We start from the raw sequence: 26,775 nt of genomic DNA, 5'->3' as shown, positions 1-26,775 counted from the left end.
CTAGCCGGCGTGACTCATTGCGCCTGCGCGGCCACGGCGCCGGGGCGGAAGCGCAACACCCGGTAGGGCGCGCGGTCGTCCACCGTCCCGGGCGTCTGCAACAGGGTCTCGGCCAGGGCGCTGTCCGACAGGTAGAGCCAGCCGCCGGGGCCGAAGGACAGGCTGTCCGCCCAGCGGATGCGCGGCGAGCGGACGATGGTCTGGAGCCGGCCCGCGGGATCGAGGCGCAGCACCGCGCCGTGTTCCACGTCGGTGACGAAGACGTTGCCCGCAAGGTCCGCCACCAGGCCGTCGCTCAGCGGCTTCACTCCGGCGGGCTCCACCGCCGCGGCGAGTTCGCCGTCGCCGACGGCGGGGTCCGCCAGGGTCGCGGCCGGCACGCGATAGAGCGTGTCGTTGGCCATGGCGGCCAGGTAGAGCCAGCGGCCGGTCGGGTCCAGGGCCAGCCCGTGCAGGCCCGGCTTGTACGGCACCAGGCCGGCGAGATAGCGCAGTTCGCGGACCTTGGTTCCGGGCACCCAGTCCTGGGCCCGGACGGCAGTGTGCCCCTCCAGCCGCCGGCGCGACTCGCGCGTCAGCGAGTCGTAGACCACCACGGCCGGAGTCTTGCGCCACACGCTGGTGTCGGCGATGAAAACCATGCGGCCGGCAGGATCGACTTCCAGGTCGTGGAGGAAGGAGCCGCGCGGGGCGACCTCGCGCGGGAAGACATGCTCGTGGGTCACCAGCCCGCTGGCGAGATCGACCGCCACCACCCGCGGCCGCCCGAGGCCATGGCGCGCCGGATCGATGATCCACAGGCGTTCGAACCGGTCGACGACCAGCCCCGCCGGCGTGTCCAGGAGGTTCGCCTGCGTGGCGGCGGCCGGGAACGGCCGCGCCTCGCCGTCACGCCATTCGAATACCCGGGGACCCGTCACGGGGATGTCGGGATGAGTGGCGAAAAAGATCCGCCCCGCGGCGCTCACCGCGACGGCGCCGATGGGCGAGCCGTGCTCGAGCACGGTCTCGAGGCCGGGCTCCCCGATCGCCGGCTGGGTGGTCAGGTCCTTGTAGGTGCCGCCGTCGCCGAACCACAGGCGCAGGCCGGCCACCGCCAATACGACGATGACGACCAGGGTGATCACCAAACGGACAAGGAACTGCATGCCGACCCGTCCCGCAACGATACGAACCCCAGCTTATGAGCAGGGCGGGCCCGGCGAGGGGAACTGTGTCACAAAGTGGCGGGGGGATCCGGTCCGCCCCGGCGGGAGCCGCTCAGGCTGCGGGCTGCTGCTCGAGCGCGTCGCGCACGCGGCGCAGGAGGATGCGGTCGATGACCGGCTTCTGGATGAAGTCGATGGCCCCGGCGCGGATCGCGCCGACGGCCGTGGCGACGTCGGATTCACCGGCCAGCATGATGGTGGGGGCGGGGCAGCCGCGGGCCCGCAGCGCCTGCAGCAGCTCCACACCGCCCTGGCCGGGCAGCTCCAGATCGACCACCAGCACGCCTATGTGCGTCGGGTCCACTTCTTCCAGCAGCGCTTCCGCCGAGGCGAAGGCGCTGACCGGATGCTGCAGGTGGCTCAACAGGTGGGACAGTGATTCCCGCTCCCGGGGGTCACCGGCTACGACGCAGATCGTCGCCTGTTGTGCCTCAGCGATACTTCCCGAGACTGGGGCCATGGATTTCCGAACCGGATAAGACTAGCGATTCCGCCAGCCCGCTCGGAGCCGACGTCCTCTCTGATTTTCTTTTAGTCGCTATGCGAGTATTGAAACTCGCTTCCGGCAAGGAAATACGAACATCTACCTAAGCCGCGGGCGGGGGGGTGCCCTGCGCCTCGGCGACCATGACCATCCGGACCAGGTGCGCGAGGGAGTTCGCCTGCATTTTCTCCATCACGCGGGCGCGGTGGATTTCCACCGTCCGCTGGCTGACGCCCAGGTCCCCGGCGATGACCTTGTTCGCCTTGCCCAGCACCACCTGCCCCATGACCTGCTTTTCGCGCGCGGTCAGGCTGTCGATGCGGTCGAGGATCTCCAGGCGCTCGAGCTCGCCTTCGCGCTGCTCGGCGGCTTGCCTGAGGGCGTCATTGATGCGATCGACCAGTTCCTGGTCTTCGAAGGGCTTCTGCAGGAAGTCCACGGCGCCCAGCCGCACGGCCTCCACGGCCATCGGGATGTCGCCGTGGCCGGTGATGAACACGATCGGGATGTTGCAGCCGATCTCGGACAGGTGCTTTTGCAGCTCCAGCCCCGTCATGCCGGGCATGCGGATATCGAGCACCATGCAGCCGTAGTCGCGTGGATCGAAGGCTTTCAGGAAATCCTTGGCGCTGGCGTAACAGCGGGCCCGGTAACCGACCGAACGCAACAGCAGGCCCAGCGAATCGCGGACCGCCTCGTCGTCATCCACAATGAAAACCGTTGCCTCGTTGGACGCCATCACTCCTCCTCCGGTGCCGTGGGCAGCCCGATCCGGAAAATACTGCCTTTTTCCGGGGCAGAATCGTATCGCAATGTGCCGCCGTGCGCTTCAATGATGGAGCGGCTCAGCGACAGCCCGAGGCCCATGCCCTCGGGCTTGGTAGTGAAAAACGGCTCGAACAGCTGCTCGAGCAGGGTATCGGGGACGCCCGGCCCGGCGTCTTCGACACAGATCTCGACTTCGTCCTGCCCGCTGCAGCGGGTGCGGATTTCGAGGCGCCGGGTGTCCGGCTCGCAGGCGTTCATCGCCTCGACCGCGTTGCGGGTCAGGTTGAGCAACACCTGCTGCAGCTGGACGCCGTCGACCTGCACCCGGGGCAGGTCTTCCTGCAGCGCCAGTTCCAGCTCGACCTCGTGCGAGCGGCAGTCCATTTCCACCAGCGGCAGGATCTCGTGGATCAGCTCGTTGGCGTCGCGGTTGCGGCGGTCCGGGGTGTGGCGGCGCACGAACGCGCGCAGCCGCTGGATGACGTCGCCGGCGCGGCGCGCCTGGCCGGTGACACGGCCCAGCACCTGGCCGAGTTCCTCCGGGTCCATGTCGCCCGCCGCGAGCAGGCGCTGGCAGGCCTGGGTGTAATTGGCGATGGCCGCCAGCGGCTGGTTGAGCTCGTGGGCGATGCCGGCCGCCATCTCGCCCATGGTGCCCAGCCGGGCGACGTGGGCGAGGCGCTCGCGCTGCCGCCGGGCTTCCATCTCCGCCAGCACCACGTCGGTCCGGTCCAGGATCTGGCTGACGATCAGCGACGGCCGCCCGGCATGATCCGCGATGACGCTGAGGTGAACCATGGCATGGACGATCGAACCGTCCTTGTGGAAGAAGCGCTTCTCGTACTTCACCGTGTCGCCGCCGGTCAGCAGCAGCCGGAACTGGCGCTGCGTTTCGGCCATGTCCTCGGTCGGGGTGACGTCGCGCACCGAGCGGGCCAGCAGTTCGCCCTCGGTGTAGCCGAGCATGTTGCACAGCGCCTGGTTGACCGAGAGGTAATGGCCGTCGACCTCGTGGGCCGCCGCCAGGGTCGCCATCCCCACCGGCGCGCGGCGGAAGATGAGCCGCAGCTCTTCCTCGGCCTGGCGCAGCTGGGACTCCGTCTCGCGCTGCTCGGTGACGTCTTCGCCGGCGCTGAGCACGCCGTTGATCCGGCCGGTCTCGTCGCGCAGGAACTGGTTGCGCCAGAACACGCGGCGGGTATGCCCGTCCCGGGAGATGACCGGGCCCTCGAGCAGGCTGAAGCCCGCCTCCCGGCCCGCCAGCGCTTCCTCGAACAGGATCCGGGAACGCCCGGCAAAGCCCGGCGGCTGGCAGGTGGCGAAAAAATCCTTGCCCAGCATCTCGTGCTCGGGACAGCCGAACAGCTCGCAGGCCTTGCGGTTGACCAGGGTGATCCGGCCGTAGCGGTCCACCGCGATGATCATCACGTTCACCAGGTCGAGATAACGCTGGGCGCGGTCGCGCTCGCGGCGCAGCGCTTCCTCCGCCTGGCGGCGGAAGGTCTGGTCGAGGATGGTGCCCTGGATGCGTCCCGCCCCGGTCGCCGGGTCCGGGACGATCTGGTAGATCGTCTGGATGTGCCGCACCGTGCCGTCCGGGCGGATGATCCGGTACTCCAGCTCGCCGCCACCGGAAGCCTTGCGGACGTCTTCCGCGAGACGCGCCTCGACCCGCTCGCGATCCTCCGGGTGGGCGAAGCGGCGCACGAATTCCCGCGGGCCCATCGGTCCCGTCGCGGGGTCGATGCCGGCGATGCGGAAGAACTCGTCGGACCAGAAGTTCGTCTCGGCGGCGGGCCAGTCGCCTTCGAAGCTGCCGACATGCGCCAGCGACTGGGCCGTCACCAGGTTGGCCTCGACCTGGTGCAGGCGGGCCTCGGCGTCCATCCGCTCGCTGATGTCGCGAATGATGCCGATGAAGCTGGGCAGGCGGCCGGGCTCGGCGTCCACCTGGCCGACGGACACCTCGGCCGGGAATACCGTGCCGTCCTTGCGGCAGGCCTCGACCTCGCGCGGCGCCAGCATGAAGCGGGCTTCGCCGGTGCGCTGGTAGCGGCGGATGTACTCGTCGTGATTGGCCTGGAACGGCTTCGGCATCAGCAGCGAGATGTTCCGGCCGACGATCTCGTCCGAGCGGTACCCGAAAATGCGCTCGGCACCGGGGTTGAAGGTCTCGATCACGCCGCTGCCGTCGATCAGCACCACCGCGTCGGGGGTGGCGTCGAGCAGCGCGGAGAGCCGGCTCTCGGCCGGTGTCGTGCCGCCCTGCCGGGCCGGGATGGTGACGGAGCTGTTCATCTCGTGCGTTGCGATCCTGCTGCTGTCGAAGCCGCTTCCGCCGGCGCGTGGCCGGGGTGGCGACGGCGGACTAGAATAACTTCAGGCAGGCGCAGAAAGCATCTCGACCGCGGAGCGGCGCAATATGAGCAAGAGCGCAACAAGCATCGTCGGCATCGATCCCCACGCACCCGACCCGCAGGCTGCGGCGCTCGGGGCCTACCTGGCCGGGCAGCTTGGCACCCGGCTCGAGCTGTACAGCGCCGTGTACAATTCGCAAGTCACACTGGCGCACTTCGAAACCCGCGCGAGCCTGGAGCATGCCCGCGAACTCCTGGTGGCGCAGGCCCGCGAGCGGCTGGACCGGCTCGCCAGCGAGCTGCCCGGCGAAGCCGTGGACTGCCACGCAGCCTGGGACCATCCCTTCGAGGAAGCGCTGATCCGGCGCGTGCTCGAGCGGGAAGCCGGGTTGCTGGTGGTGGGGCTGCCTGCCGCGGCGGCCCGGGAGCGGGGCCGCTGGTCGGCGGGGCACTGGCAGCTGGTGCGGCATTGCCCCGCGCCCGTGCTGTTCACCCAGGGGGTGCCCTGGGCCCGGCCGCCCGTGATCGTGGCCGCCGTGGACCCGGTCGGGCGCCATGCCCGCCACGCCGACCTCGAGCACCGCATCCTGGCCCAGGCCGGCGAGCTGGCGGCCGCGACCGGCGGCGAACTGCATGCGTGGCATGCCTGGGAGCCCGGGCTGGGCACGGCGATCGGCGGGCTGGACCGGCCGTTGGCCTCCGAGCTGCCGGGCGAGCGCGCGGCCCAGCGCCACCGCGAGGCCCTCGATGAAGCACTGCAGGCTGCCGGCGTCGAGCCGGCGCATATTGCAATCGTGCAGGGCCGCCCGGAGCAGGCGCTGCCGGATTACTGCCGGCAGCAGCGCGCCGACGTCGTAGTGATGGGCGCCATTGCACGCAATCCTTTCGGGCGCATCTTCATCGGCAGCACCGCCGAGCGCGTGCTGGACCAGCTGCCCTGCGACCTCATGGTGGTGAAGCCGGAATCCTTCCGCACGCCGGTGCCGCACGAGCGGTGGCCGCAGCAGGAGGGCATTCCCCCGCTGGGAGTGCCCGGCATCTGAGCGCCGGGACCGCGACCACGGCGCACCGCGCGCGGCCGGACCACGACGGCGTCACGGGATCGTGTTAATTTCTGACCCCGGCAAGGTCGCTGGCAGTGCCCGCTGAGCAAATATGACTGACGCGCTTCGCATCCTGCTGATCGCGGACGACCCGGAGATCATCCGCAAGGTCGGCGCCGGGCTGCATCGGCCCGGCTCGCCCGAGGTGGAGCTGGAGGGTGCCGACAGCCTCGCGACCGCGGTCCGCCGGCTGCGCGCCGGCGCCCACGACCTGGCGCTGGTCGACCTGTCGGTCGGGCCGGGCGACGGCCTGCACCTGCTGTCGGAACTGGGCAGCACCGCGCCCGGGCTGCCGCTGGTGGCGCTGGCCGCCGGGCCGGACGCGCCTGATGCCGCCACCTGCCTGGCGGTGGGCGCCCGCGACCGCGTTGCCGCCGAGGCGCTCGATGCCGGAGGGCTGCACGACCGCTTGCTGAACGTGCTGGCGCGCGCCGCGGCCTCGCAGGACATCCGCCAGCATAACCAGCGCATCGCCGCGAGCCTGGGGGCCGCCGGCGAACTGGCCTGGCACTACGAGGCCGGGAGCGGCGAGGTCTGGCTGGCTTCGCCCCAGCCGGCGGCCTGGCAGCTGCCCGGGCCCGAGTGCACCGAGAGCCTGGAGGCGGTGCGCGGCTGGGTCCATCCCGACGACCGGGAAATGGCGGTGCGCCGGCTCGAGGAAGTCGCCCTGCGCAACGACCCGTGGCAGGTCGAGGCGCGGGTCAAGGTGGCCGGCGGCGCGTATCGCTGGTGCGTGCTCCGCGGCCTGTCGCAGCTGGACGGGCGCGGGCAGCTGCAGCGCGCCGCGGGCGTGGTCGCGGACGCGCAGTTCCATCACAAGCGGCTGCTGGCCGTGCAGCACGACCTGCGCTTCATGCGGGCGGTGTTCGATTCCAGTCGCGTCCCGATGGCGCTGCTGGACGCCGCCGGCCTGATCACCCATTGCAATCAGGCCTGGAGGGCGCTGCAGGAACCCGCCTGCTATGCCGGCCAGGCTTTCGAGCCCGGGGTGCCCTTTACCGACCCGGAGGACAAGGGCCGCTACGGGGACCTGGACATCGCCGCGCTGGCCCGCGGACTGAAACAGGTGCTGGGCGGCGTGGTGGAGCAATACCAGGTCGAGTACGGCGACGATCCCCGCCGCTGGCGCATCAGCATCAGCCCGCTGCTGAACCCGGGCATCGCGGGCGCCCTGGTGAGCCACGAGGAAGTCAGCTCCTGGCGTCGCGTGGAGCGCGAGACGCGCACCCGGCTCGGCGCGCTGGCGCGCGACTTCCAGGCCCTGCGCGGCCCGGTGTTCCGCCTCGGGCCCGATTTCGAGGTCCGGGCCGCCAACGAGACCGCGCAGGCGCTCGGCCGGCCGCCCGTGATCGGGCGGGATATCGTCCAGGTCCTGCCGCGCGCGCACGCCGACGTGGTCAGCGACGGCCTGGTGGCGCTGGCCTCGGGCGGCGAGGAGGCCATCCGCGACGCGCGGCTGCCCGACGGCGGGCTGACGCGCTGGTATCTCTCGGTCCGGCGCGATGCGGGCGGCACTCATCGCGGCTTCCTGCTGCAGGCGCTGGACCTGTCCGATCTCGCGCCGCCGGAGCCCGACGACGACGCCGGGCCCGACCGCGAACTGGCGGCGCTGCGGGCGGAACTCGAGCGGGTGGCCGGGGAGCGGGAGCGGATCGGGGAGTTGCTGGCCGAGGCGGAGCAGAAGTCCGCCATGACCCGCGACGAGCTGGAGAGCCTGCGCATCGCCGCCGATGACGCGAACCACGCGGGCGAACGCATGCAGCTCGACCTCGAGCAGCTGCGGCTCCAGGTACGCGAGGCCCAGCTGGAGACCGAGGAAGCGAAGCGCCAGGAAACCCGTGCCCGGCAGGCGCGCGAGGAACTGGCCCAGTCGCTGGAGCACGAGCGCGCCGAGCGCGGCCAGGCCCTCGATCACGAGCGGTCCGAGCACGCCCGCGTCCTCGAGGAAGAGCGTGCCGCGCGCCAGCGCGAGCTGGCGGCAGCAGAAGAGGAGCGGGCCGAGCTGGCCCGGTCGCTGGCGGCGGCGCAGGAAGAGGTGGCCGAGCTGCGCCAGTCCCTGCAACAGCTGCGCGCCCGGCTGCGGGACGAGATGGCGGGACTGATGGAACGGACCCTGGGCTCGCTCGGGAAGCCGGACTGATCGCATGAACCAGCCGATGAACATCCGCAGGGTCCTGGTGATTGCCGACGACGAGTTCGCGACCCAGGCCCTGGACGAGGCGGCCGCCGCCCTGGGGCTGGTGGTGCGCCAGGTCCGGCAGTCCGGCGAATCCGCCCCCGTAGTCGAGGAGTTCGGGCCCGACGCCGTGATCATCGATCCGGCCGCGGTCGAGGGCGCGCACGCAGCAGTGCTGGCGGCCGTCAACGGGAGCGGCGTCGCACTGCTGCTGCTGGGCAGCCCCGACGAGCCCGACCTGCAGCGGCTGCGGCAGGCGGCGCTCGAGGCCGGCCTGAAGGTCGACGGCCTGCTCGCCAGGCCCCTGGACCCCGAGAGCCTCGCGACGGCGCTGCGGGTCATCGTTGGCCAGATCGCGTTTTCCGCCGCCGATATCAGCGCGGCGGCGATGCGCGGCGAGCTGACGGCCTGGTACCAGCTCCAGCTCCAGCGCACCCCGGAGGGCTGGCGCACGGTCGGGGCCGAGGCGCTGGCCCGCTGGCAGCATCCCGACCACGGCGTGGTCATGCCGGCCGATTTCGTGCCGGTGGCCGAGGCGGAGGGGCTGATCGCCCTGATCACCGACTGCGTGCTGCAGACCGCCATCCAGCAGCTGAGCATCTGGCACCGCCAGGGCATGGCCTTGCGCGTCGGCGTGAATCTCTCGCCGACGCTGGTCGAGGACGCGGATTTCCCCGAGCGGCTGGCGCGCCTGCTGCACGAATACGACGTGCCGCCGCGCGCGCTGGTGCTGGAGATCCCGGAGCCGGCGCTGGCCACGGTGGCGCCGGAGTTCCGCGGCATGCTGGCGCGGCTGCGGGTGCTGGGTTTCGGGCTCGCGCTCGAGCATTTCGGCGCCGGCGTGTCGTCGGTGGCGGACCTCTACCGCACGCCGTTCAGCGAGCTCAAGATCAGCCGTCGCCTGGTCACCCGGCTCGACGACGACGAGGACGCGCGCCAGCTGGTGCGCGGCATCATCGCGCTGGCGCGGGAACTGGGGCTCGAGACCAGCGCGGAGGCCGTGGAAACCGCGGACGCGCTCGACTTCCTGCACGCGGCGGGCTGCGACCGGGTCCAGGGTTTCCACATCAGCCGCCCGCTCGCGGCGGCCGCTTTCCAGGCGGCGGCGCAGCAATGGCTGTGAGCGCGGAGTGACCGCGGAGGCCGCCTGATGCCCACCATCCTCAAGGTGATATTCGGCGTGTTCGCCGCGGTCGTGGTACTGGTCGTGGTGGCCGCGGCGGCCATCCTGGTGCTGGTCGACCCGGCCGACTACAAGGACGAGATCGCGGTCGCGATCGAGGGCGAGACCGGCCGCAGCGCGCGGATCGAGGGCGACATCTCCCTCAGCCTGTTCCCGACCATCGGCCTCGAAGTTGCGCAGATCACCCTTGGCAACCCGCCCGGCTTCGCCGCGGAGCCCTTTCTCGAGATCGGGTCGGCGGCGCTCGGCGCGCGGGTCCTGCCCCTGCTGTCCCGGCGGCTCGAGGTGACCACGCTGCGGCTCGAGGGGCTCCGCCTGAACCTGCAGCGTCGCGCCGACGGCAGCACCAACTGGGCCGGGCTCGGCGAGCCCGATGGGGACGCGGGCCGCGGCGCCCCGCGGCAGCCCGGCCAGGCGCAGGGCGAACTCGGGCGGATTGCCGGCCTCGAGGTGCGCGACGTGCGGGTGCGCTACACGGACGAGGCCAGCGGCCGGGTCGTCGTTGCCGGGATCCCGCGCCTCAGCACCGGCGCCATCGTGCCGGGGGAGTCCTTTCCCCTCGAGGCCGAGGCGACGCTGGACCTGGACGACGGGGCGGTCCGGATGCAGGCAGACCTCGCCCTGGTCGCGGCGGGGCCGGGGAGCGGCGACGTCGCGGAATTCCGCGATCTCGAGCTGCAACTCGACTTCAGTGGCGCGGCTGTGCCGGGCGGGGCGCAGTCGGCCCGCCTGGCGGTCCCGCGGCTGGCGCTGGACGGTCGCCGGCAGGTGCTGGACCTGCCGGCGGCGGTGCTCGAAGCGGCCGGCCTGCAGGCCACGCTGGCGCTGCAGGGCGAGGCGCTCGGACAGGCACCCGTGTTCACCGGGCGGCTGGAGCTGGCGGAGTTCTCGCCGCGGGCGGCGCTGGAGTCGCTCGGCATGCCGCCACCCGTCACCCGGGACCCGGACGTGCTCCAGCGCGCGGCGCTCGAAACCGGGCTGCGGGTGGCCGACGGCGAAGTTACGCTGGACGACCTGCGGGCCACGCTCGACGACTCGGCGCTGACCGGGCGGCTGGCCGTCGCCGGCGGCGAGGTGACGCGGGTGACCGGCGCGCTGGCGCTCGACCAGCTCGATCTCGATCGCTACGCGGCGCCGCCGGCGGACGAAGGAACGCCCGCGACCGCCGCCGACGAACCGCTGGTCTTCGACTGGCTGCGCGCGCTGGCACTGGATCTCGGGCTGGAGGCCGGCAGCCTGCGCGTGTCCGGCCTGGCCCTGGGGCCGGTGCGGGCCCGGGTTGTAGCCGGCGGCGGTCGGCTGGTCGTGGAGCCGCTGCGGGCCGATCTGTACGAGGGCGAGGCGCGGGGGCGCGCCGAACTCGACGCGCGGAAGTCGCCGGCCACCCTGCGCCTGCGGCAGTCGCTGGCGGGGCTCGCCGTGCAGCCTTTCGTCAGCGACCTGGCTGATTTCGCCCGCCTGACAGGGATCGCGAATCTCGAGGCGGACCTGACCGCCTCGGCCGCCACCACGGCCGGACTCGTCCGCGGCCTGAACGGCACGGTCGGCTTCGAGCTCAGCGACGGGGCGCTGCAAGGCATCAACCTGTGGTACGAGATCCAGCGCGCCTATGCGCTGGCGAAGGGCCGCCCGGTACCGGAAAGAACCTCCCCCGACACCGAGTTCCGGCAGCTGGCGGGCACCGCCGTCATCCGCGACGGCAAGCTGGTCAACGATGATCTCTCCGGCGGCCTGCCCATGCTGGCGCTGGCGGGGAGCGGCGCTATCGACCTGGCCGACGGCACACTGGACTACCGCCTGACCGCGACCGTCATGCGCGAGGCCGTGGACGAGGCTACCGGCGAGCGCAGCGAGCTGGCGGGCACCCGTATCCCGCTCAGGCTGAGCGGCGAGCTCGGCGCGCCCAAGGTCAGCGTCGATGTCGAAGAGCTGCTCAAGGAACGGGCGGTGGAGGAGATCAAGGAGCGCCTGCGCGATCCGCTCGAGAAGCTGCGCGAGCGCCTGCGCCCGGACGGATGAGCCGCGCGGGCTGCATGCTGCTCGCGCTGGCGGCGCTCGGGCCGTGGGCGCCCGGGGTCCAGGCTTTCGAACTGCTCACGGTGGATACGCGCCGGGACGGCGAGGCCTACGAGTTGCGCATCGAGGCCCGTTTTTCTGCCGACACCGCGCAACTGCTGGCGGTGCTCACGGACTATGAGCGGATCCACGAACTCCACCCGCGCCTGCTGGCGAGCCGCTCCCTCGGCCAGGTGGCGCCGGGCGTGGAGGAAGTCTACATCCGCTTCGAGGGCTGCGTGATGATGTTCTGCCAGGTCCTGCGCCGGGTCGAGCAGATTCGCGCGTCCGACGACGGGCTGGTCGCCACGGACGTGCCGCGCCGGGGCTCCTTCCGCGAGGGCCGGACCGAGTGGCATTTCCGCCGGGAGGACGGCGGCACGGTGCTCGAGTACCACACGCGCTTCGTGCCGGCCTTCGAGCCGGCGCCGCTGCTGGGCCCGGCGCTGCTGCTGGCCGCCGTCGAGAAGATGACGGTGGAGACCATGGCCGAAGTGGACCGGCGGGCCCTGCAGCGCGATGAGTGACGCCTTCGCGGCCCGGTTGCTGGCCTGGTTCGATCGCTGCGGCCGCCGCGACCTGCCGTGGCAGCTCGAGCGCAGCGCTTACCGCAGCTGGGTCTCGGAGATCATGCTGCAGCAGACCCAGCTGGCGACCGTAATCCCCTATTTCGAGCGTTTCATGGCGCGCTTCCCGACCGTCGCTGAGCTGGCAGCAGCGCCGCTCGACGAGGTGCTGCATCTCTGGTCGGGGCTCGGCTACTACGCGCGGGCCCGCAACCTGCAGCGGGCGGCACAGCAGGTGGTGGCCGAGCATGGCGGCGAACTGCCGCGGGACCTCGAGGGCCTGCAGGCGCTGCCCGGGATCGGCCGCTCGACCGCGGGCGCCATCCTCGCCCAGGCGCACGGCCGGCGTCACCCGATCCTCGACGGCAACGTGAAGCGCGTGCTGGCGCGCGTGCACGCGGTGGCCGGCTGGCCCGGCCGGAGCGCTGTCGAGCGGCGGCTGTGGGAGCTGGCCGAGGCGCACACGCCGGCGGAACGGGTCGGCGATTACACCCAGGCCATCATGGATCTCGGCGCTACCGTGTGCCGGCGTTCCAGGCCGGCCTGCGAGGCCTGCCCGGTGGCGGCCGACTGCATCGCTTGCCGGACCGGCCGGCAGGCCGACTTTCCGGCGCCGCGGCCGCGGCGGGAGCGCCCGCTGCGGCGCACGCGCATGCTGCTGCTGCAGGACGCGGCCGGTGCCGTGCTGCTGGAGCGGCGGCCGCCGTCCGGGGTTTGGGGCGGCTTGTGGTGCCCGCCCGAGCTGGCCGGCGAGAGCCCGGTGGACTGGGGTGAGCGGGTGCTCGGCGCCCGGCTGCGGCCGGCGCCGGCGCTGGCAGCGGTACGCCACGGCTTCACGCATTTCGAGCTCGAGATCACGCCGCTGCGGGCACGGCTGGAGCGCGCGCCGGCCCGCGTGCTGGAGAGCGACCGGTGGGTCTGGTATAACGCCCGCTCCCCGGCGAAGTTCGGGCTGGCCGCCGTCGTCGGCCGGCTGATCACGGCGCTGCAGGCGCCCGGAGCGACCGCCGGCACTCCAGCCGCAACCAGGAAGGCACCATGACCAGAACCGTCAATTGCGTGGTGCTCGGCCACGAGGCCGAGGGCCTGGATCGCCCGCCGTATCCCGGCGAGCTCGGCCAGCGCGTCTACGAACAGGTCTCGAAGCAGGCGTGGCAGCAGTGGCTGGCGCACCAGACCATGCTGATCAACGAGTACCGGCTGGTGGTCATCGAGCCCCAGGCGCGCGAGTTCCTGCGCCAGCAGATGGAAGAGTTCTTCTTCGGCCAGGGCGCCGCCAAGCCCGAAGGCTACGTGCCGCCCGAAGAAAGCTGAGACGGAAGTCGCGGCTAGCCCGGCACCTCGATCAGGTGCACCGAGAACAGCCCGTCCGGATCGGTCCAGGTGCGGGCCAGCGCGAAGCCCGCGCCCTCGGCCAGCGCCCGGAATGCTTCCGGCGTGTACTTGTGCGAGTACTCCGTGACCAGCACCTCGCCGGCGGCGAAGTCGAAGGCCTGGCCGGCGACGGTCACCCGCTGGTCACGCGTGCTGATGAGCCGCATCTCGATTCGCGCCGCATCGTCGTCCCACACCGCGCGGTGCGCGAAGGCGCCGACGTCGAAATCGGCACCGAGCTCGCGGTTCAGCCGCACCAGCAGGTTCAGGTTGAACTCGGCCGTGACGCCGGCGTCGTCGTTGTAGGCGCGCTCCAGCGTCTCCCGGTCCTTCACCAGGTCGACGCCGACCAGCATGGCGCCGCCGGGGCCGACCTCGCGGCAGGTATTCGCCAGCAGGTCCGCCGCCATGGGCCGCGGGAAGTTGCCGATAGTGGAGCCGGGGAAGAAAGCGACGTTGCGCTCCACGCGCCGCCGGGTCGGCTCCGGCAGCTCATAGGGCTCGGTGAAGTCGGCCGTCACCGGCAGCACCTCGAGGCCCGGGAAGTCCGCCGCGATCCGCGCCGCCGCCGCCAGCAGGTGCTCGCGCGAGATCTCGACCGGCACGTAAGCCGCCGGGTCCTCGAGCCGCGCCAGCAGCAGCTCGGTCTTCAGCGCCGAGCCCGAGCCCAGCTCGATCAGCCGCGCCCCGGGCCCGAGCGCCGCAGCCATCTCGGCGCCGTGCCGCTCCAGGATCCCGATCTCGGTGCGGGTCGGGTAGTACTCGGGCTGTTCGGTGATGGTGTCGAACAGCTCCGAGCCGCGCTGGTCGTAGAAATACAGCGAGGGGATGTTTTTCTCCGGCAGCGCCAGCCCGCGCAGCACGTCCTGGAGCATCACCTCGTCGTCCGGGCTGAAGTCGGCGACGCGGCCGAGGTTCTCGGCCATCAGGCGTCCTTCGCCAGGCGCAGCCCGCTGAACTGCCAGCGCTGCGCGGGATAGAAGAAATTGCGATAGGTGGGCCGCACGTGGCCTGCCGGCGTGGCGCAGGAGCCGCCGCGCAGTACCAGCTGGCTGCACATGAACTTGCCGTTGTACTCGCCCAGCGAGCCCGCCAGCGGGCGGAAACCGGGGTAGGGCGCGTACGGGCTGGCGGTCCATTCCCAGGTGTCGCCGTAGAGCTGCTGCAGGCCCGCGCCGGGCGCGGCGGGCTGCGGCTCGAGGAAGCCGCTGTCGGCGAAGTTGCCCCCGCAGGGCCGGTCGGCGGCCGCCGCCTCCCACTCGAACTCGGTCGGCAGGCGCGCGCCGGCCCAGCGGGCGAAGGCATCGGCCTCGTAGTAGCTCAGGTGCGCGACCGGGGCAGCGAGGTCCAGCGGCCGGACGCCGCCGAGGGTGAAGACGTGCTCCAGGTCCTCCTGCCAGTAGAGCGGGCGCTGCCAGCCCTCGGCCGCCACGGTGGACCAGCCGTCGGACAGCCACAGGGTCGTGTTGCGGTAGCCGCCGTCGCGGATGAACTCGAGGTACTCGCCATTGGTAACCGGGCGCGAGGCGAGCAGGTAGTCGCGCAACAGTTCGCGGTGCCGCGGCGTCTCGTTGTCGAAGGCGAAGGCGAAGCCGTCGCCGGCATGGCCGGCCTCGACGATGCCGGCGTGGCCCGGGATCCACTCGAGCGCCGGCGCCGCGGCAGCCGCCGCCGGCGGCAGCTCGGCATAGGCCGGCAGCAGCGGGTTCTGGGCCAGCAGGTGCTTGATGTCGGTGAGGATCAGTTCCTGGTGCTGCTGCTCGTGGTTGAGCCCGAGCGTGACGAGTTGATCCAGCTCGGGGTTCCCGGCTTCGTGCTCCAGCAGCCGCGCCATGGCCTGATCGACGTGCGCGCGGTAGGCCCGGACCTCGTCCAGCGACGGCCGCGTCACCAGGCCGCGGCGCGGGCGCAGGTGCATTTCGCCCACGCCGTAGTAATACGAGTTGAACAGGAAGGCGAAACGCTCGTGGAATACCCGGTAGCCGGGCAGCCGGTCTGCGAGGATGAAGTGCTCGAAGAACCAGGTGGTGTGCGCCAGGTGCCACTTGGCCGGGCTGGCGTCGGGCATGCTCTGTACGCAGGCGTCCTCGGCCGAGAGTGGGGCGACCAGGGCCTCGGTGCGGCCGCGCACGGCGGCAAAGGTGTCATGGAGGCGGGCCACGGGAGACGGCGCCGCCGGCAGGGGCTGGGTGGTGCTCACGATGATGCTGTCGGTGCCAGGGCCTGCTTTCAGGGTAGACGCTGGAACGGAGGCGGGTCAAAGCGCCATTGTTAAAGCGCCCGTGTTGAAGCGCCCTGGGGCCCCGCCTGCCTTGACGGCCCGGTGGCGCCGCGGGTCTAATACGCGCCTCCCGCCGACGGCCAGGTAGCTCAGTTGGTAGAGCACGTGACTGAAAATCACGGTGTCGGCAGTTCGATTCTGCCCCTGGCCACCACTTCACGGCGCTCAGGCGTGTTGCCGGATCACCGCCAGGAATTCCTCGCCGTAGCGCTCCAGCTTCTTCTGGCCCACGCCGGAAACTTCCAATAGCGCCGCCGGGCTGGCCGGCAGGTCGCGCGCCATCTCCACCAGCGTGGCGTCGCCGAAGATGATGTAGGGCGGCACGCCCTGCGCGTCGGCGAGCGACTTGCGCAGCGCCCGGAGCTCCTGGAACAGCGCCTCGTCGTACTTGCCGGCGCCGGCCGCCGCCTTCGGCGGCTTGCGTTTCGCGGGTGTGCGGATGCGCGGCTTGGCCAGCTCGAGCGACTCTTCGCCGCGCAGCAGCGGGCGCGCGGCCGGCGTCAGGCGCAGCACCGAGTAGCGCGCGATGTCCTGCTCGAGGTAGCCGCGGTGGATGAGCTGCCGGATCAGCGAGGCCCACTCCTGCACGCTGAAATGGGCGCCGATCCCCCAGGTGGACAGCCGGTCGTGGCCGGCGGCGCGAATGCGTTCATTGTCAGTCCCGCGCAGGACGTCGATGACGTACTTGATGCCGTAACCCTGGTTCAGCCGGTACACGCAGGACAGGGCCTTGCGCGCGTCCTCGGTGGCGTCGAAACGCTCCGGCGGCTCGAGGCAGACGTCGCAATTGCCGCAGTCCTGCGCCAGGCGCTCGCCGAAATAGCCGAGCAGCACGCGGCGCCGGCAGGTCAGGCTCTCGGCCAGCGCCACCATGGCGTTCAGCTTGTGCAGCTCGATGCGCTGCCGGTCCGGGTCGCCGCTGCGCTCGACCAGCGCGCGCGCCGTCACCACGTCCTGGGCGCCGAACAGCAACAGCGCCTCGGCCGGCAGCCCGTCGCGGCCGGCACGGCCGGTTTCCTGGTAGTAGCCCTCGATGTGCTTCGGCATGTCGTAGTGCACGACGAAGCGCACGTTGGGCTTGTCGATGCCCATGCCGAAGGCCACGGTCGCCACCACGATGTCGAGCTCGTCGCGCAGGAAACCGTCCTGTACCCGCACGCGCTCCGCCGCTGCCAGGCCGGCGTGGTAGGCGCCGGCGCGCAGGCCGAGCTCGGCGAGCTTCGCCGCCAGCTCGTCGACGCGCTTGCGCGACAGGGCGTAAACGATGCCGGCCTGGCCCTCGTGCGTCGCGAGGAAGCGTTTGAGCTGCTCGAAGGGCTGGTGCTTCTCCCGCACCGTGTAGCGGATGTTGGGCCGGTCGAAGCTGGCGACGTAGCGGGTCGCGTCCTCGAGGCCCAGCACGCGCACGATGTCCTCGCGCGTCTGCGGGTCCGCGGTGGCGGTGAGCGCCACCATGGGCACGCCGGGGAAGCGCGCCCTGAGTCCGCCGAGCTGCACGTATTCCGGGCGGAAATCATGGCCCCACTGCGACACGCAGTGCGCCTCGTCCACGGCGAACAGGGCGATCTCGATGCCGTCCAGCCGCGCGAGGAAGCTGTCGCTCATCAGCGTCTCGGGCGCGACGTACAGCAGGTCGAGCTCGCCCGCGTGCAGCCTTGCGAGCACCCGGCGCGCCGCGGCGGCTTCGAGCGAGGAGTTGTAGTAGCCCGCGGCGACCCCGTTCGCCAGCAGGGCGTCGACCTGGTCCTTCATCAGCGAGATCAGCGGCGAGACCACGATGGCGGTGCCGGGCCGGTGCAACGCCGGCACCTGGTAGCACAGCGACTTGCCGCCGCCCGTCGGCATCAGCACGAAGGCGTCGCGCCCGGCCACCAGGCCCGCGACGATCTCGCGCTGCTGCGGACGGAAGGAGGCGAAGCCGAAGACCGTGGCGAGGGTCCGGTCGAGTTCGTCCTGGAGAGGGGTTAGGGGCATCGGGCTCGGGGCGGTGCTGGCGCAGGCCCTAGATGATACCGGCTCGGCTACTCCGGGATGCGATGCCTCAGGTGTTGGCGCTGCAGCTTGGTGAGCAGGCGCTGCAGCCGTTCCCGGCTGCGCGCGTCGGTGCCGAGGAACCGGGCGCCGGCCTCGATCTCGCCGGTGACCGGCGAGGGATGCACGTGGACGAACTCGAGCCCGCAGTCGAAGGGCTGCTCGCCCAGGATGGTCAGCGCGCAGCCGTCGATGATCCTGCCCGGCACGAGACCGGGGTCGCGGGGGAAGGCGCCGCGCAGCCCGCCGGCCGACAGGTCGACGAGGCGGCCGCGCAGCTCGCCCGCCTCGGGGCCGAGGCTGACGATCGAGTAGTCGCGCAGCTGGCCGGTGCGCAGGCGGAAATGCCGGCGGCGCTGGTGATAGCGGACCGAGGCGGGCGTGCGCGCTACGTAGGCCGGCAGGTGTTCGCGGGACTGGATCTCGAGCACCCGGGTCGGGAAGTCGACCTGCACGCCCTTGAGCTTGGCATGGACGTGCATGACGCTGCCGGGCGCCACCAGCGCATGGCCCTCGTCCGGGTTGAGCGCGTCCAGCAGGACCTGCCCGCCGGGAATGTCTACCTGCAGCAGCGCGCTGGTGAACAGGCCGCGGACGCCGGGCAGGGCGACGTTGACCAGCACTGGCGGGAAGGTGATGGCGTTGAGGATGCCGGCGATGCGCGCCGGGTCCCGGACGGTCTCGGCGGCTGCGTCGTGTTCGCTCCGGGGTGGCTGCAGGACCTGTTCGTCAGGCGAGGCCATGACGGCGGCGCCTGCGGTCAGGCCTGCGCCAGGGACCGGGAGCCTCCCGTCGCGCGGGTATCGCCGTGGCTGTCGTAGAGTGAAACGGCGATATCGTCGCCGCGCAGCAGGGCCAGGGCCTTCTCGGTGGCGCCGCGGCTGGCGGCGACCACGCCGCCGTTGATCTGGTTCAGCTGGCGGCAGCGTGCGAAGGTAGCCTCCAGGCGTTCGCGCAGGGCGGGCGCTGCGGCAGGCAGGTCCACCAGCGCGGTGGCGATCCGCTGCAGCTCCAGCAGGTGGCCGCGCTTGCGCTCCGCCACGTTCAGCAGCACTTCCGGGTCACGGTCGAGCAGCGCCTGCTGCTCTTCCAGCAGCGTCGCTTCGAGGGCATCGAAGACCTCGGCGCAGCGCTCCAGGGGCGGAGTGCCGGGCGCCGGCTCACCGACGAGTCTGAGAGTGTCGCTCATGCGCGTCTCCGTCTCGCCCGGCTCCCGTCAGCCGCCCTGCTCGAAGCGCATCAGCGCCTTGGCGATGGCGACGGGATCGGGCTGGTAACTGCCGTTCTCGATTGACTCGCGAATCTGCCGGACCCTGGCTTCGTCCATCGGCACGCCGCCGGCCTTGTTGGACAGGTCGGCGATCTTGCGAGCGGCTTCGGTCAAGGTCACTTTCTCCTGGGGCGCTTCGCGGGCCACGGCCTCGCGCCCGGCCTCGGCCGGCTTGCCGGCCGGCGGATTGCCGGGCAGCGCGCCGTTCCGGCGCGGCTCCATCTGCAGCAGATTCTTGATCCCGTTGTTCATTGCTATCGTCCCGGACACGCCATATGCGCCTTCACGAGGTGGTTATCGGCGCTCGTGGCGGGAACTTTAACCTCCATTGGCCCCGGCCGGCAGGCCGCGGCCCGCGGTGCCCATCAGCACCAGACCCGCGCCGCCGACGGTGCCTTCGACCACCCGGCGGGTGGCGAGATTCCGGACCCGGACGCGATCGCCCAGGGCGCCGTCGGCAAGAGCCTCGCCCTCCACCTGGACCGAGATCGTGCCGGCGGCGGCCTGCAGGGTCACCCGCTCGCCGCGCCGCACCAGCTCCGGCGCCGCCGCATGGCTCGGCAGCAGGACCGCCCGGGCCTGGAGCGTCCGGCGCAGGGACTTGCCCACCAGCTCGGCCGGGTCGGTGATATAGCCGCCCGCCAGCGCGGCGAGATCGCGCGCCTCCAGGGCCAGGTCAGATTCCGCCAGTGTGTCGCCCCGCGACCGTGACACGGCCAGCACCACCACCGGTCGTTTCACCGCCACCCGCGCGGGGACGAACAGCGACCAGGCCGGCGCCGGGCAGCGCACGCCGACCGCGACCGCCCCCAAGGCCTGGGCGCCCGGCGGCAGCTCGGTTTCCAGCGGCAGCGAACAGGCCGGCAACCGCAGCCGCCCGTCCAGGCGGCCGACGGTGATCTCGATCGTCGCCTCGGCGTCGCCGCCCCAGGCCGCCTCGGCCTCCGCCTGCAGGCGCCGGGAGGCGGCAGCCGCAATTGAATCAAGGGGTTGCACAGCCTGGCCTGCGCTCGCAGCGGCCGCCGGCAAGGGCAGGATGCCGGCCAGGGCCAGCGCGCCCATAACGATATGTGTCCGAATCATCTTCATGCCGATGCCAATCCTCGCGCGTCGATGCCCGCCAGACCTGCAAGGTCCGTACCAATTCCCGGCTGCCGCCGCCGCCCCGCTGCTGCAGGCCCCGTGCGGCAAGGGTTTGCCGGTTGGCCGGCAAGCGGCGGCCGGCCGCGCGGCAGCCGGCGCCACGTCGCTGACGTCAAAAAACCGTCGCGCACCGCGCCGGCCAAGGCGGAATCCCAGCTATTGCTCAGTTTTTCACCGCTTGGCACGCGGCTTGCATGAATGGCTGCGAGCCCGTCCGTCGGCGGGCAGAGAGTGAGGACATCGAGCATGAGTTCCGTCTTAGACCGTGCCCTCGGCATTCACCAGCAGGCCCTGGAGGTCTCGTCGCGGCGTCTCGAGCTGCTGGCGTCGAACATCGCCAACGCGGACACGCCGAACTACAAGGCCCGCGACATCGATTTTCGCGCCGCGCTGAGCCAGGCCGCGAGCGAGCAGGACCCGGTCCGGCTCGCCGCGACCCGGCCCGGCCACATCCACGCCACGTCCGGCGCGGACGCGATGGCCGAGGTGCGCTACCGCGTGCCCAACCACGCCTCCCTGGACGGGAACACGGTGGACAGCCAGCTGGAGCATGCGGCCTTCGCCGAGAACGCGGTGCGCTACCAGGCATCGCTCGATTTCATCAACAGCCGGATCAGCGGCCTGCGCAAGGCCCTGAAGGGAGAGTAAGACATGGACCTGAGCAAGATCTTCGAGATTTCCGGCTCGGCGCTGAGCGCGCAATCCACGCGCCTCAACACCATCGCGAGCAATCTCGCCAACGCGGATGCCGCGGCCACTGACCCCGAGAGCGCCTACCGCGCGCGCCATCCGGTGTTCGCCACCGTCCTCGATCAGGCCCGGGGCGCCGGCACGGAACAGGCCGCCGCGGGCGTGCGCGTGGCCGGCATCGTCGAGAGCCAGGCGCCGCCGGTGGCCCGCTACCAGCCCGGCCATCCGCTGGCCAACGAGGAGGGCTACATCTTTCTCCCGGCGGTCAACACCGTGGAGCAGATGGCCGACATGATTTCCGCCTCGCGCAGCTATTCCAGCAGCGTCGAGGTTCTCTCAACCACCAAGGAACTGATGCTGCGGACGCTGCAGCTCGGTCGGGGCTGATCATGCCAACGATAGATTCAACCACCCTCGAGCAGGCCGGGCTGGCGCGCCAGCCGAACCCTGAGCCGCGGGCGAACGACGAGCTCGGCCAGGAGCAGTTCCTGGAGCTGATGGTTGCGCAGCTGAGCAACCAGGATCCCTTCAAGCCGCTGGAAAGCGGCGAGTTCCTCGGCCAGCTGGCCCAGTTCGGCACCGTCTCGGGCATCCAGGACATGCAGCAGTCGTTCCAGTCGCTGGCCGGCTCGATGCAGTCCAACCAGGCCCTGCAGGCCGCCGGCCTCGTCGGGCGCTCGGTCTTCGTGCCGGCCCAGGAGGCCTGGCTGCCGCCCGAGGGCGCCGTGTCCGGGGCCGTGGAGAACCCGGGCGGCGCGCGCGACATCACCGTCGGCATCTACGACTTCGCCGGCCGCCTGGTCGCGACGGTGCCCGCGGCAGGCGAGGGCGACCGCGCCGCGTTCAGCTGGGACGGCACCAACATGGAGGGCGAGGAGGTGCCGCCGGGCTTCTACGAGATTCGTGCCGTCGGCCAGGTGTCCGGCGAGCAGGTGGCGCTCGACGCCCTCGTGCGCGGGGACGTCGAGAGCGTCGCCATCGACCGCTTTTCGGGCGCCCTGTCGCTCACCGTGACCGGGCTGGGTGTCATCGACCTCGGCCAGGTCCGCCAGATCAGCTAACAAGCCGCCAACAGGAGAACAGGAATATGCCTTTCAGAACCGCCTTGAGCGGCTTGAACGCCGCCTCCGCCGACCTTCGCATCACCGGCAACAACGTAGCCAACTCGGCCACCGTGGGCTTCAAGCAGTCCCGCGCCGAATTCGCCGACGTCTTCGCGCTGTCCTACAGCGGCATTTCGCAGAACGCCGTCGGCGCGGGCGTGCGTATCGCCTCCGTCAGCCAGCAGTTCACCCAGGGCAACGTCGATTTCACCGGCAACAACCTGGACCTGGCGCTCAACGGCCAGGGCTTCTTCGTGCTCAGCGACCGCGGCACCCAGGTCTACAGCCGCGCCGGCGCCTTCCAGGTGGACCGCGACGGCTACGTGGTGAACTCCTCCGGCCAGCGCCTGCAGGCTTACCCGCCCGCGAGCGATGATGGCACCGCCTTCAGCACCGGCATGCTGGGCGACCTCCAGCTGGACGCCTCCGAGTCCGCCCCGCAGGCCACCTCGCTGGTAGGCGCGACCATCAACCTGAGCGCCGAGGCGGAAGACCTCTCGGCGCTGCCCTTCGACGCCACCGACCCGAACACCTTCAACTACACGACCTCGCTGACCGTGTTCGACTCGCTCGGCCAGGCCCACACCGGGACCATGTACTTCCGCAACATCGGGCCGCTGCAGTGGGAGTCGCACTTCGCCATTGACGGCAACGTGGTCGGCGGCGCCCAGCCGCTGGACTTCAACTCGGACGGCACCCTGGCCTCGCCGCTGACGCCGGTGGGCTTCGGCGCCTACGACCCGGGCACCGGCGCCGACCCGCTCGACGTCCAGGTCGACTTCAGTGCCGCGACCCAGTTCGGCAGCTCCAGCAGCGTCAGCGCGCTGCGCCAGGACGGCTTTACCACCGGCCGCCTGTCGAGCATCGACATCGACCCGAACGGCGTGGTGCTGGCCCGCTTCACCAACGGCCAGTCGCGCGCCCTCGGCCAGGTCGCGCTCGCCAGCTTTCCGAACCCGCAGGGCCTGCAGCAGCTGGGCGACAACGCCTGGGCCGCGACCTTCGGCGCCGGCGAGGTGGTGCTCGGCTCGGCCGGCAGCGGCACCTTCGGGGCGATCCAGTCGGGCGGCCTCGAGGCCTCCAACGTGGACCTGTCCGAGCAGCTCGTGAACCTGATCACTGCGCAGCGCAATTTCCAGGCCAATGCGCAGGTCATCAGCACCGCCGACACCATCACCCAGACCATCATCAACCTCCGCTAGGACGGGAGCGATAAATGGACCGGATGATCTACCTGGCAATGACCGGCGCGCGCGAGACCATGCTCGCGCAGGCCGGCGTCAGCCATAACCTCGCCAACGCCAACACGACCGGCTTCAAGGCCAGCCTGCAGCAGGTGCAGACCCTGGACGTGGAAGGCCCCGGCCAGCCGGCGCGCGCCTATGCGCTCGGACTCGACCGCGCGGCCGACCTCACGCCCGGCGCCCTGCAGACCACCGGGCAGCCGCTGGACGTGGCCATCGAGGGCGAGGGTTGGATCGCGGTCCAGTCGCCCGACGGCAGCGAGGCCTACACCCGCGCCGGCGACCTGCGCGTCGACTCGCTCGGCCGCCTGACCAACGGTTCCGGCCACCCGGTCATGGGCGAGGGCGGCCCGATCGCGCTGCCGCCGTTCGAGCAGCTCGAGATCGGCACCGACGGCACCATCACCGTCCAGCCGCTCGGCCAGCCGGCCAATGCGCTGGCCCAGGTGGAGCGGATTCGGCTGGTGAACCCCGACCCGGCGACCCTGCAGCGGGGCGAAGACGGCCTGATCCGGGTCCAGGACGGCATCGCGCCGCCGCCCGCCGATGCCGCCGTGCGCCTGCGCACTGGCGCGCTGGAGACCAGCAACGTGAACACCGTGGCCCAGCTGGTGGACATGATCCAGCTCGCCCGGCAGTTCGAGGTGCAGGTCAAGATGATGAACACCGCCGAGCAGACCGACGAAGCCTCGGCCCAGCTGCTGCGGATGAGCTGACGCGCCCCGGAATCTGAAGGAGAGACGACATGAACCAGGCCCTGTGGATCGCCAAGACCGGACTCGACGCGCAGCAGACGCGGATGTCGGTCATTTCCAACAACCTCGCCAACGTCAACACGACCGGCTTCAAGAAAGGCCGCGCCGTGTTCGAGGACCTCATCTACCAGAACGTGCGCCAGGCCGGCGCGCAGTCCTCGCAGGACACGCAGCTGCCCTCGGGCCTGATGCTCGGCACCGGCGTGCGCACCGTCGCCACGGAGAAGTCCTTTACCCAGGGCAACATCGTGCAGACCGACAATGCGCTCGACGTCGCCATCGAGGGCCGCGGCTTCCTGCAGATCCTGCTGCCGGACGGCCGCGTGGGCTACACCCGCGACGGCTCCATGAAGGTCGACAGCGAGGGTCGCTTCGTCACCGCCAGCGGCTACGAGCTGCAGCCCGGCATCGTGCTGCCGCAGAACAGCCAGAGCGTCAGCATCAGCCGCGACGGCATCGTCACCGCCACCATCCCCGGCAGCGTGGCCCCGGTACAGGTCGGCACGCTGCAGATGGCCGACTTCATCAACCCGGCAGGCCTGCAGCCGGCCGGCGAGAACCTGTTCATCGAGACCGCCGCCAGCGGCCCGCCGCAGGTCGGCAATCCCGGCCTCAACGGCCTGGGCACCCTGGTCCAGGGCGCGCTGGAGGGCTCCAACGTGAACACCGTCGAAGAGCTCGTGAACATGATCGAGACGCAGCGGGCCTACGAGGTCAACTCCAAGGCGATCTCGACGGCCGACGCGATGCTGCAGTACGCCAACAACCAGCTGGGACGCTAGCCATGGATAACCACGCCCGCCGGATCACCGTACCTCTCGCGCTGCTCGCCGTGGCGGTGCTGGCCGGCTGCGCCTCGACGCTGCCGCCGGTCACGCGCGGCGACCATCCCGACTACCGGACGGTGCTGCCGCCGGAGCCGGTGCCGCCCGAGGCCAATCACGGCGCCATCTTCCAGGCCGCGAACGCCGCCGCCCTGTTCGAGGACTTCAAGGCGCGGCGCGTCGGGGACATCCTCACGGTGGTGCTCTCCGAGCGCACCGACGCCCGCAAGTCGGCCAACACCTCGACCGCCAAGGACAGCAGCGTCGGGCTGACCGACCCGATTCTCGGCGGCCGGCCGGTGACCGCCGGCGGCACGCCCATCCTGAACACCGAGGTCGAGATGCAGCGCGCCTTCGACGGCAGCGGGGACGCCGCCCAGAGCAACCAGCTCGAGGGCTCGATCACCGTCACCGTCGCGGCCGTGCTGCCCAACGGCAACCTGGTCGTGCAGGGCGAAAAGTGGGTGCAGATCAACCAGGGCAAGGAGTACATCCGCCTGCGCGGCATCGTGCGGCCGGTGGACATCCGCGCCGACAACACCGTGCTCTCGACCCAGGTCGGCGACGCCCAGCTCGCTTACGGCGGGACCGGGGCGGTGGCCCAGGCGAACTCGCCGGGCTGGCTGACCCGCTTCTTCAGCAGCCCGATCTGGCCTTTCTGAGCCCCGCGGAGTGCCCGGCATGAAGATTTTCCGCACCGTTCTCTGCTCCCTGCTGCTGGCCGCCCTGGCGGGCCAGGCCGCGCAGGCCGAGGAACGCATCAAGGACCTGGCCGTCGTCTCCGGCGTGCGCAGCAACCAGCTGGTCGGTTACGGCCTGGTGGTGGGGCTGAGCGGCACCGGCGACCAGACCACCCAGGCGCCGTTCACCGCCCAGAGCCTGCGCAACATGCTGGGCCAGCTCGGCGTGACCATCCCGGGCAACGTCAACCTGCAGCTGAACAATGTCGCCGCGGTGGCGATCCATGCTGAGCTGCCGCCGTTCGCCAAGCTCGGCCAGACCATCGACATCACCGTCTCCTCGATCGGCAACGCCAAGAGCCTGCGCGGCGGCAGCCTGCTGATGGCCCCCCTGAAGGGCGCCGACGGCCAGGTCTACGCCATCGCCCAGGGCAACCTCGTGGTCGGCGGCTTCGGCGCCGAGGGCCGCGACGGCTCGAGCATCTCGGTGAACGTGCCGAGCGTGGGCCGCATTCCCAGCGGCGCCACCGTCGAGCGCGTCGTGCCCTCCGGCTTCAATGCCTCGGACAGCATCATGCTCAACCTGCGCAGCCCCGATTTCACCACCGCCTACCGCATGTCCGAGGCCGTCAACGAGGCCATCGGCGACGAGCTGGCGGCCCCCGTGGACGCCACCTCGGTGCGCGTGCGCGCGCCGCTGGATCCCGGCCAGCGGGTGGGCTTCATGTCCTGGCTGGAGAACCTCACCGTCGCTCCCGGCGAGCCGCCGGCGCGGGTGATCGTCAATTCCCGCACCGGCACCATCGTGATGGGCGGCAACGTCAAGGTGCTGGCCGCCGCGGTGGCCCATGGCGGCCTGTCGGTGACCATTTCCGAGAGCTTCGCCGTGTCGCAGCCGACGCCCTTCTCCCGCGGCGGCGAGACCGTCGTGGTGCCGGAGAGCGAGATCGAGATCCGCGAGGGCGACGGCCGGATGTTCCCCTTCGGCCCGGGCACCACGCTCGAGGAGATCGTGCGCGCGGTCAACGAGGTCGGCGCGGCCCCGGGCGACCTGGTCGCCATCCTCGAGGCCCTGCACCAGTCTGGCGCCCTGCGCGCCGAGCTGATCATCATCTGAGGGCGCTGCATGAGTCTCCAGGCGAACACCGATCCGACGGGCACGGCGAGCCTCGCCGACCTCCGGCGGTCGGCGCGCGCGGGGGACGCCGGGGCGGCGCGCGAGGCCGCGCAGCAGTTCGAGGCCCTGTTCGTCAACATGATGATCAAGCAGATGCGCGAGGCCATGCCGACCTCCGGCGGCCTGTTCGGCGGCGACGGCATGAAGCTCTACGAGAGCATGCACGACCAGCAGCTCGCCCTGGCGATGGCCCGGCGCGGCGGCATCGGCCTGGCCGAATCCATCGAGCGGCAGCTGCTGCCCGCGGGTGCTGCGCCGGCGGGACCGGCGCCCGCCGGCGACACGCCGCGCGAGCTCAACTTC

27 protein-coding genes and 1 tRNA gene are annotated in these 26,775 nt (G+C 71.3%); 17 read left to right on the top strand and 11 right to left on the bottom strand.

From position 1 onward, the window contains the following. Positions 1-14: 14 nt before the first annotated feature. The 4 genes from G6N75_RS07675 to G6N75_RS07660 form a co-directional block, all read right to left on the bottom strand. The gene (locus G6N75_RS07675; RefSeq protein ID WP_165347766.1) at positions 15-1,148 is read right to left on the bottom strand and encodes an L-dopachrome tautomerase-related protein; all 1,134 of its coding nucleotides are present in this window, start codon (positions 1,146-1,148) and stop codon (positions 15-17) included. Between the two features lie 112 nt (positions 1,149-1,260). Further along, complete coding sequence (locus G6N75_RS07670; protein WP_165347765.1) at positions 1,261-1,668, bottom strand: response regulator; 408 nt, start codon at positions 1,666-1,668, stop codon at positions 1,261-1,263. A 127-nt stretch (positions 1,669-1,795) separates the two neighbouring features. Next, on the bottom strand, positions 1,796-2,431 hold the full coding sequence (fixJ, locus tag G6N75_RS07665; protein WP_165347764.1) for a response regulator FixJ: 636 nt from the start codon (positions 2,429-2,431) through the stop codon (positions 1,796-1,798). Next, positions 2,431-4,758, bottom strand: a complete 2,328-nt coding sequence (locus tag G6N75_RS07660) for a PAS domain S-box protein (protein WP_165347763.1) — start codon at positions 4,756-4,758, stop codon at positions 2,431-2,433. The genes fixJ and G6N75_RS07660 overlap by 1 nt, the downstream gene beginning before the upstream one ends. 124 nt (positions 4,759-4,882) lie before the next feature. On the opposite strand from G6N75_RS07660, the gene G6N75_RS07655 reads away from it, so the two are divergent. The 7 genes from G6N75_RS07655 to G6N75_RS07625 all read left to right on the top strand — a co-directional run bounded on the left by G6N75_RS07655 (position 4,883) and on the right by G6N75_RS07625 (position 13,214). Next, on the top strand, positions 4,883-5,860 hold the full coding sequence (locus G6N75_RS07655) for a universal stress protein (RefSeq protein WP_165347762.1): 978 nt from the start codon (positions 4,883-4,885) through the stop codon (positions 5,858-5,860). 112 nt (positions 5,861-5,972) lie between these two features. After that, positions 5,973-8,060, top strand: coding sequence for a response regulator (locus tag G6N75_RS07650; RefSeq protein WP_165347761.1), 2,088 nt, complete (start codon positions 5,973-5,975; stop codon positions 8,058-8,060). 4 nt (positions 8,061-8,064) lie between these two features. Then, a complete protein-coding gene (locus G6N75_RS07645) occupies positions 8,065-9,219 on the top strand; it encodes an EAL domain-containing protein (RefSeq protein WP_165347760.1) in 1,155 nt (384 codons plus the stop codon). A 27-nt stretch (positions 9,220-9,246) separates the two neighbouring features. Then, entirely contained in the window at positions 9,247-11,298 is a 2,052-nt protein-coding gene (locus G6N75_RS07640; RefSeq protein ID WP_165347759.1) for an AsmA family protein, read from the top strand. Further along, the gene (locus G6N75_RS07635; RefSeq protein WP_165347758.1) at positions 11,295-11,861 is read left to right on the top strand and encodes an SRPBCC family protein; all 567 of its coding nucleotides are present in this window, start codon (positions 11,295-11,297) and stop codon (positions 11,859-11,861) included. Before G6N75_RS07640 ends, G6N75_RS07635 begins: the two co-directional genes overlap by 4 nt. Continuing rightward, complete coding sequence (gene mutY / locus G6N75_RS07630; RefSeq protein ID WP_165347757.1) at positions 11,854-12,942, top strand: A/G-specific adenine glycosylase; 1,089 nt, start codon at positions 11,854-11,856, stop codon at positions 12,940-12,942. Before G6N75_RS07635 ends, mutY begins: the two co-directional genes overlap by 8 nt. Further along, positions 12,939-13,214, top strand: coding sequence for an oxidative damage protection protein (locus G6N75_RS07625; RefSeq protein WP_165347756.1), 276 nt, complete (start codon positions 12,939-12,941; stop codon positions 13,212-13,214). The genes mutY and G6N75_RS07625 overlap by 4 nt, the downstream gene beginning before the upstream one ends. A gap of 14 nt (positions 13,215-13,228) precedes the next feature. On the opposite strand, the gene egtD is transcribed toward G6N75_RS07625, so the two are convergent. Both egtD and egtB read right to left on the bottom strand, forming a co-directional pair. Further along, positions 13,229-14,200, bottom strand: coding sequence for an L-histidine N(alpha)-methyltransferase (gene egtD, locus G6N75_RS07620; RefSeq protein ID WP_165347755.1), 972 nt, complete (start codon positions 14,198-14,200; stop codon positions 13,229-13,231). Then, complete coding sequence (egtB, locus tag G6N75_RS07615) at positions 14,200-15,474, bottom strand: ergothioneine biosynthesis protein EgtB (protein ID WP_165347754.1); 1,275 nt, start codon at positions 15,472-15,474, stop codon at positions 14,200-14,202. The genes egtD and egtB overlap by 1 nt, the downstream gene beginning before the upstream one ends. A gap of 159 nt (positions 15,475-15,633) precedes the next feature. Between egtB and G6N75_RS07610 the strand changes: the two genes are divergently transcribed. Beyond that, a tRNA-Phe gene (locus G6N75_RS07610) sits at positions 15,634-15,709 on the top strand. 11 nt (positions 15,710-15,720) lie between these two features. Here G6N75_RS07610 and recQ read toward each other — a convergent pair. The 5 genes from recQ to flgA form a co-directional block, all read right to left on the bottom strand. Beyond that, entirely contained in the window at positions 15,721-17,529 is a 1,809-nt protein-coding gene (gene recQ, locus G6N75_RS07605; protein ID WP_165347753.1) for a DNA helicase RecQ, read from the bottom strand. A 47-nt stretch (positions 17,530-17,576) separates the two neighbouring features. Further along, positions 17,577-18,329, bottom strand: a complete 753-nt coding sequence (locus G6N75_RS07600) for a flagellar brake protein (protein ID WP_165347752.1) — start codon at positions 18,327-18,329, stop codon at positions 17,577-17,579. 17 nt (positions 18,330-18,346) lie between these two features. After that, the gene (locus G6N75_RS07595) at positions 18,347-18,775 is read right to left on the bottom strand and encodes a flagellar protein FlgN (protein WP_165347751.1); all 429 of its coding nucleotides are present in this window, start codon (positions 18,773-18,775) and stop codon (positions 18,347-18,349) included. Positions 18,776-18,802: 27 nt separating this feature from the next. Next, entirely contained in the window at positions 18,803-19,108 is a 306-nt protein-coding gene (gene flgM / locus G6N75_RS07590; protein ID WP_165347750.1) for a flagellar biosynthesis anti-sigma factor FlgM, read from the bottom strand. Positions 19,109-19,174: 66 nt separating this feature from the next. Beyond that, on the bottom strand, positions 19,175-19,945 hold the full coding sequence (flgA, locus tag G6N75_RS07585) for a flagellar basal body P-ring formation chaperone FlgA (protein WP_165347749.1): 771 nt from the start codon (positions 19,943-19,945) through the stop codon (positions 19,175-19,177). Between the two features lie 300 nt (positions 19,946-20,245). On the opposite strand from flgA, the gene flgB reads away from it, so the two are divergent. From flgB to G6N75_RS07540, 9 genes are all read left to right on the top strand, one after another. Beyond that, complete coding sequence (flgB, locus tag G6N75_RS07580; protein ID WP_165347748.1) at positions 20,246-20,647, top strand: flagellar basal body rod protein FlgB; 402 nt, start codon at positions 20,246-20,248, stop codon at positions 20,645-20,647. 3 nt (positions 20,648-20,650) lie between these two features. After that, a complete protein-coding gene (gene flgC, locus G6N75_RS07575) occupies positions 20,651-21,076 on the top strand; it encodes a flagellar basal body rod protein FlgC (RefSeq protein WP_165347747.1) in 426 nt (141 codons plus the stop codon). 2 nt (positions 21,077-21,078) lie between these two features. Beyond that, positions 21,079-21,750 carry a flagellar hook assembly protein FlgD gene (locus tag G6N75_RS07570; RefSeq protein ID WP_165347746.1) on the top strand — a complete coding sequence of 224 codons (672 nt, stop codon included), beginning with the start codon at positions 21,079-21,081 and terminating at the stop codon, positions 21,748-21,750. A gap of 26 nt (positions 21,751-21,776) precedes the next feature. Then, the gene (gene flgE, locus G6N75_RS07565; protein WP_165347745.1) at positions 21,777-22,994 is read left to right on the top strand and encodes a flagellar hook protein FlgE; all 1,218 of its coding nucleotides are present in this window, start codon (positions 21,777-21,779) and stop codon (positions 22,992-22,994) included. Positions 22,995-23,008: 14 nt separating this feature from the next. Continuing rightward, complete coding sequence (gene flgF, locus G6N75_RS07560; RefSeq protein ID WP_165347744.1) at positions 23,009-23,752, top strand: flagellar basal-body rod protein FlgF; 744 nt, start codon at positions 23,009-23,011, stop codon at positions 23,750-23,752. 29 nt (positions 23,753-23,781) lie between these two features. Then, positions 23,782-24,573: a flagellar basal-body rod protein FlgG gene (gene flgG, locus G6N75_RS07555; protein ID WP_165347743.1), complete on the top strand. Its 792-nt coding sequence runs from the start codon at positions 23,782-23,784 to the stop codon at positions 24,571-24,573. A gap of 2 nt (positions 24,574-24,575) precedes the next feature. Next, entirely contained in the window at positions 24,576-25,277 is a 702-nt protein-coding gene (gene flgH, locus G6N75_RS07550; protein ID WP_165347742.1) for a flagellar basal body L-ring protein FlgH, read from the top strand. A 19-nt stretch (positions 25,278-25,296) separates the two neighbouring features. Next, positions 25,297-26,412: a flagellar basal body P-ring protein FlgI gene (locus G6N75_RS07545; RefSeq protein WP_165347741.1), complete on the top strand. Its 1,116-nt coding sequence runs from the start codon at positions 25,297-25,299 to the stop codon at positions 26,410-26,412. A 9-nt stretch (positions 26,413-26,421) separates the two neighbouring features. Then, positions 26,422-26,775, top strand: a 354-nt coding sequence (locus G6N75_RS07540) for a rod-binding protein (protein WP_206202997.1), incomplete at its 3' end; no start/stop codon positions are given.

It is taken from the genome of Thioalkalivibrio sp. XN8, from assembly GCF_011058255.1.
GTDB lineage: Bacteria > Pseudomonadota > Gammaproteobacteria > Steroidobacterales > XN24 > XN24.
Note: the sequence above shows the minus strand (reverse complement) of the source record. Positions and strands in the feature narration are given on the sequence as shown.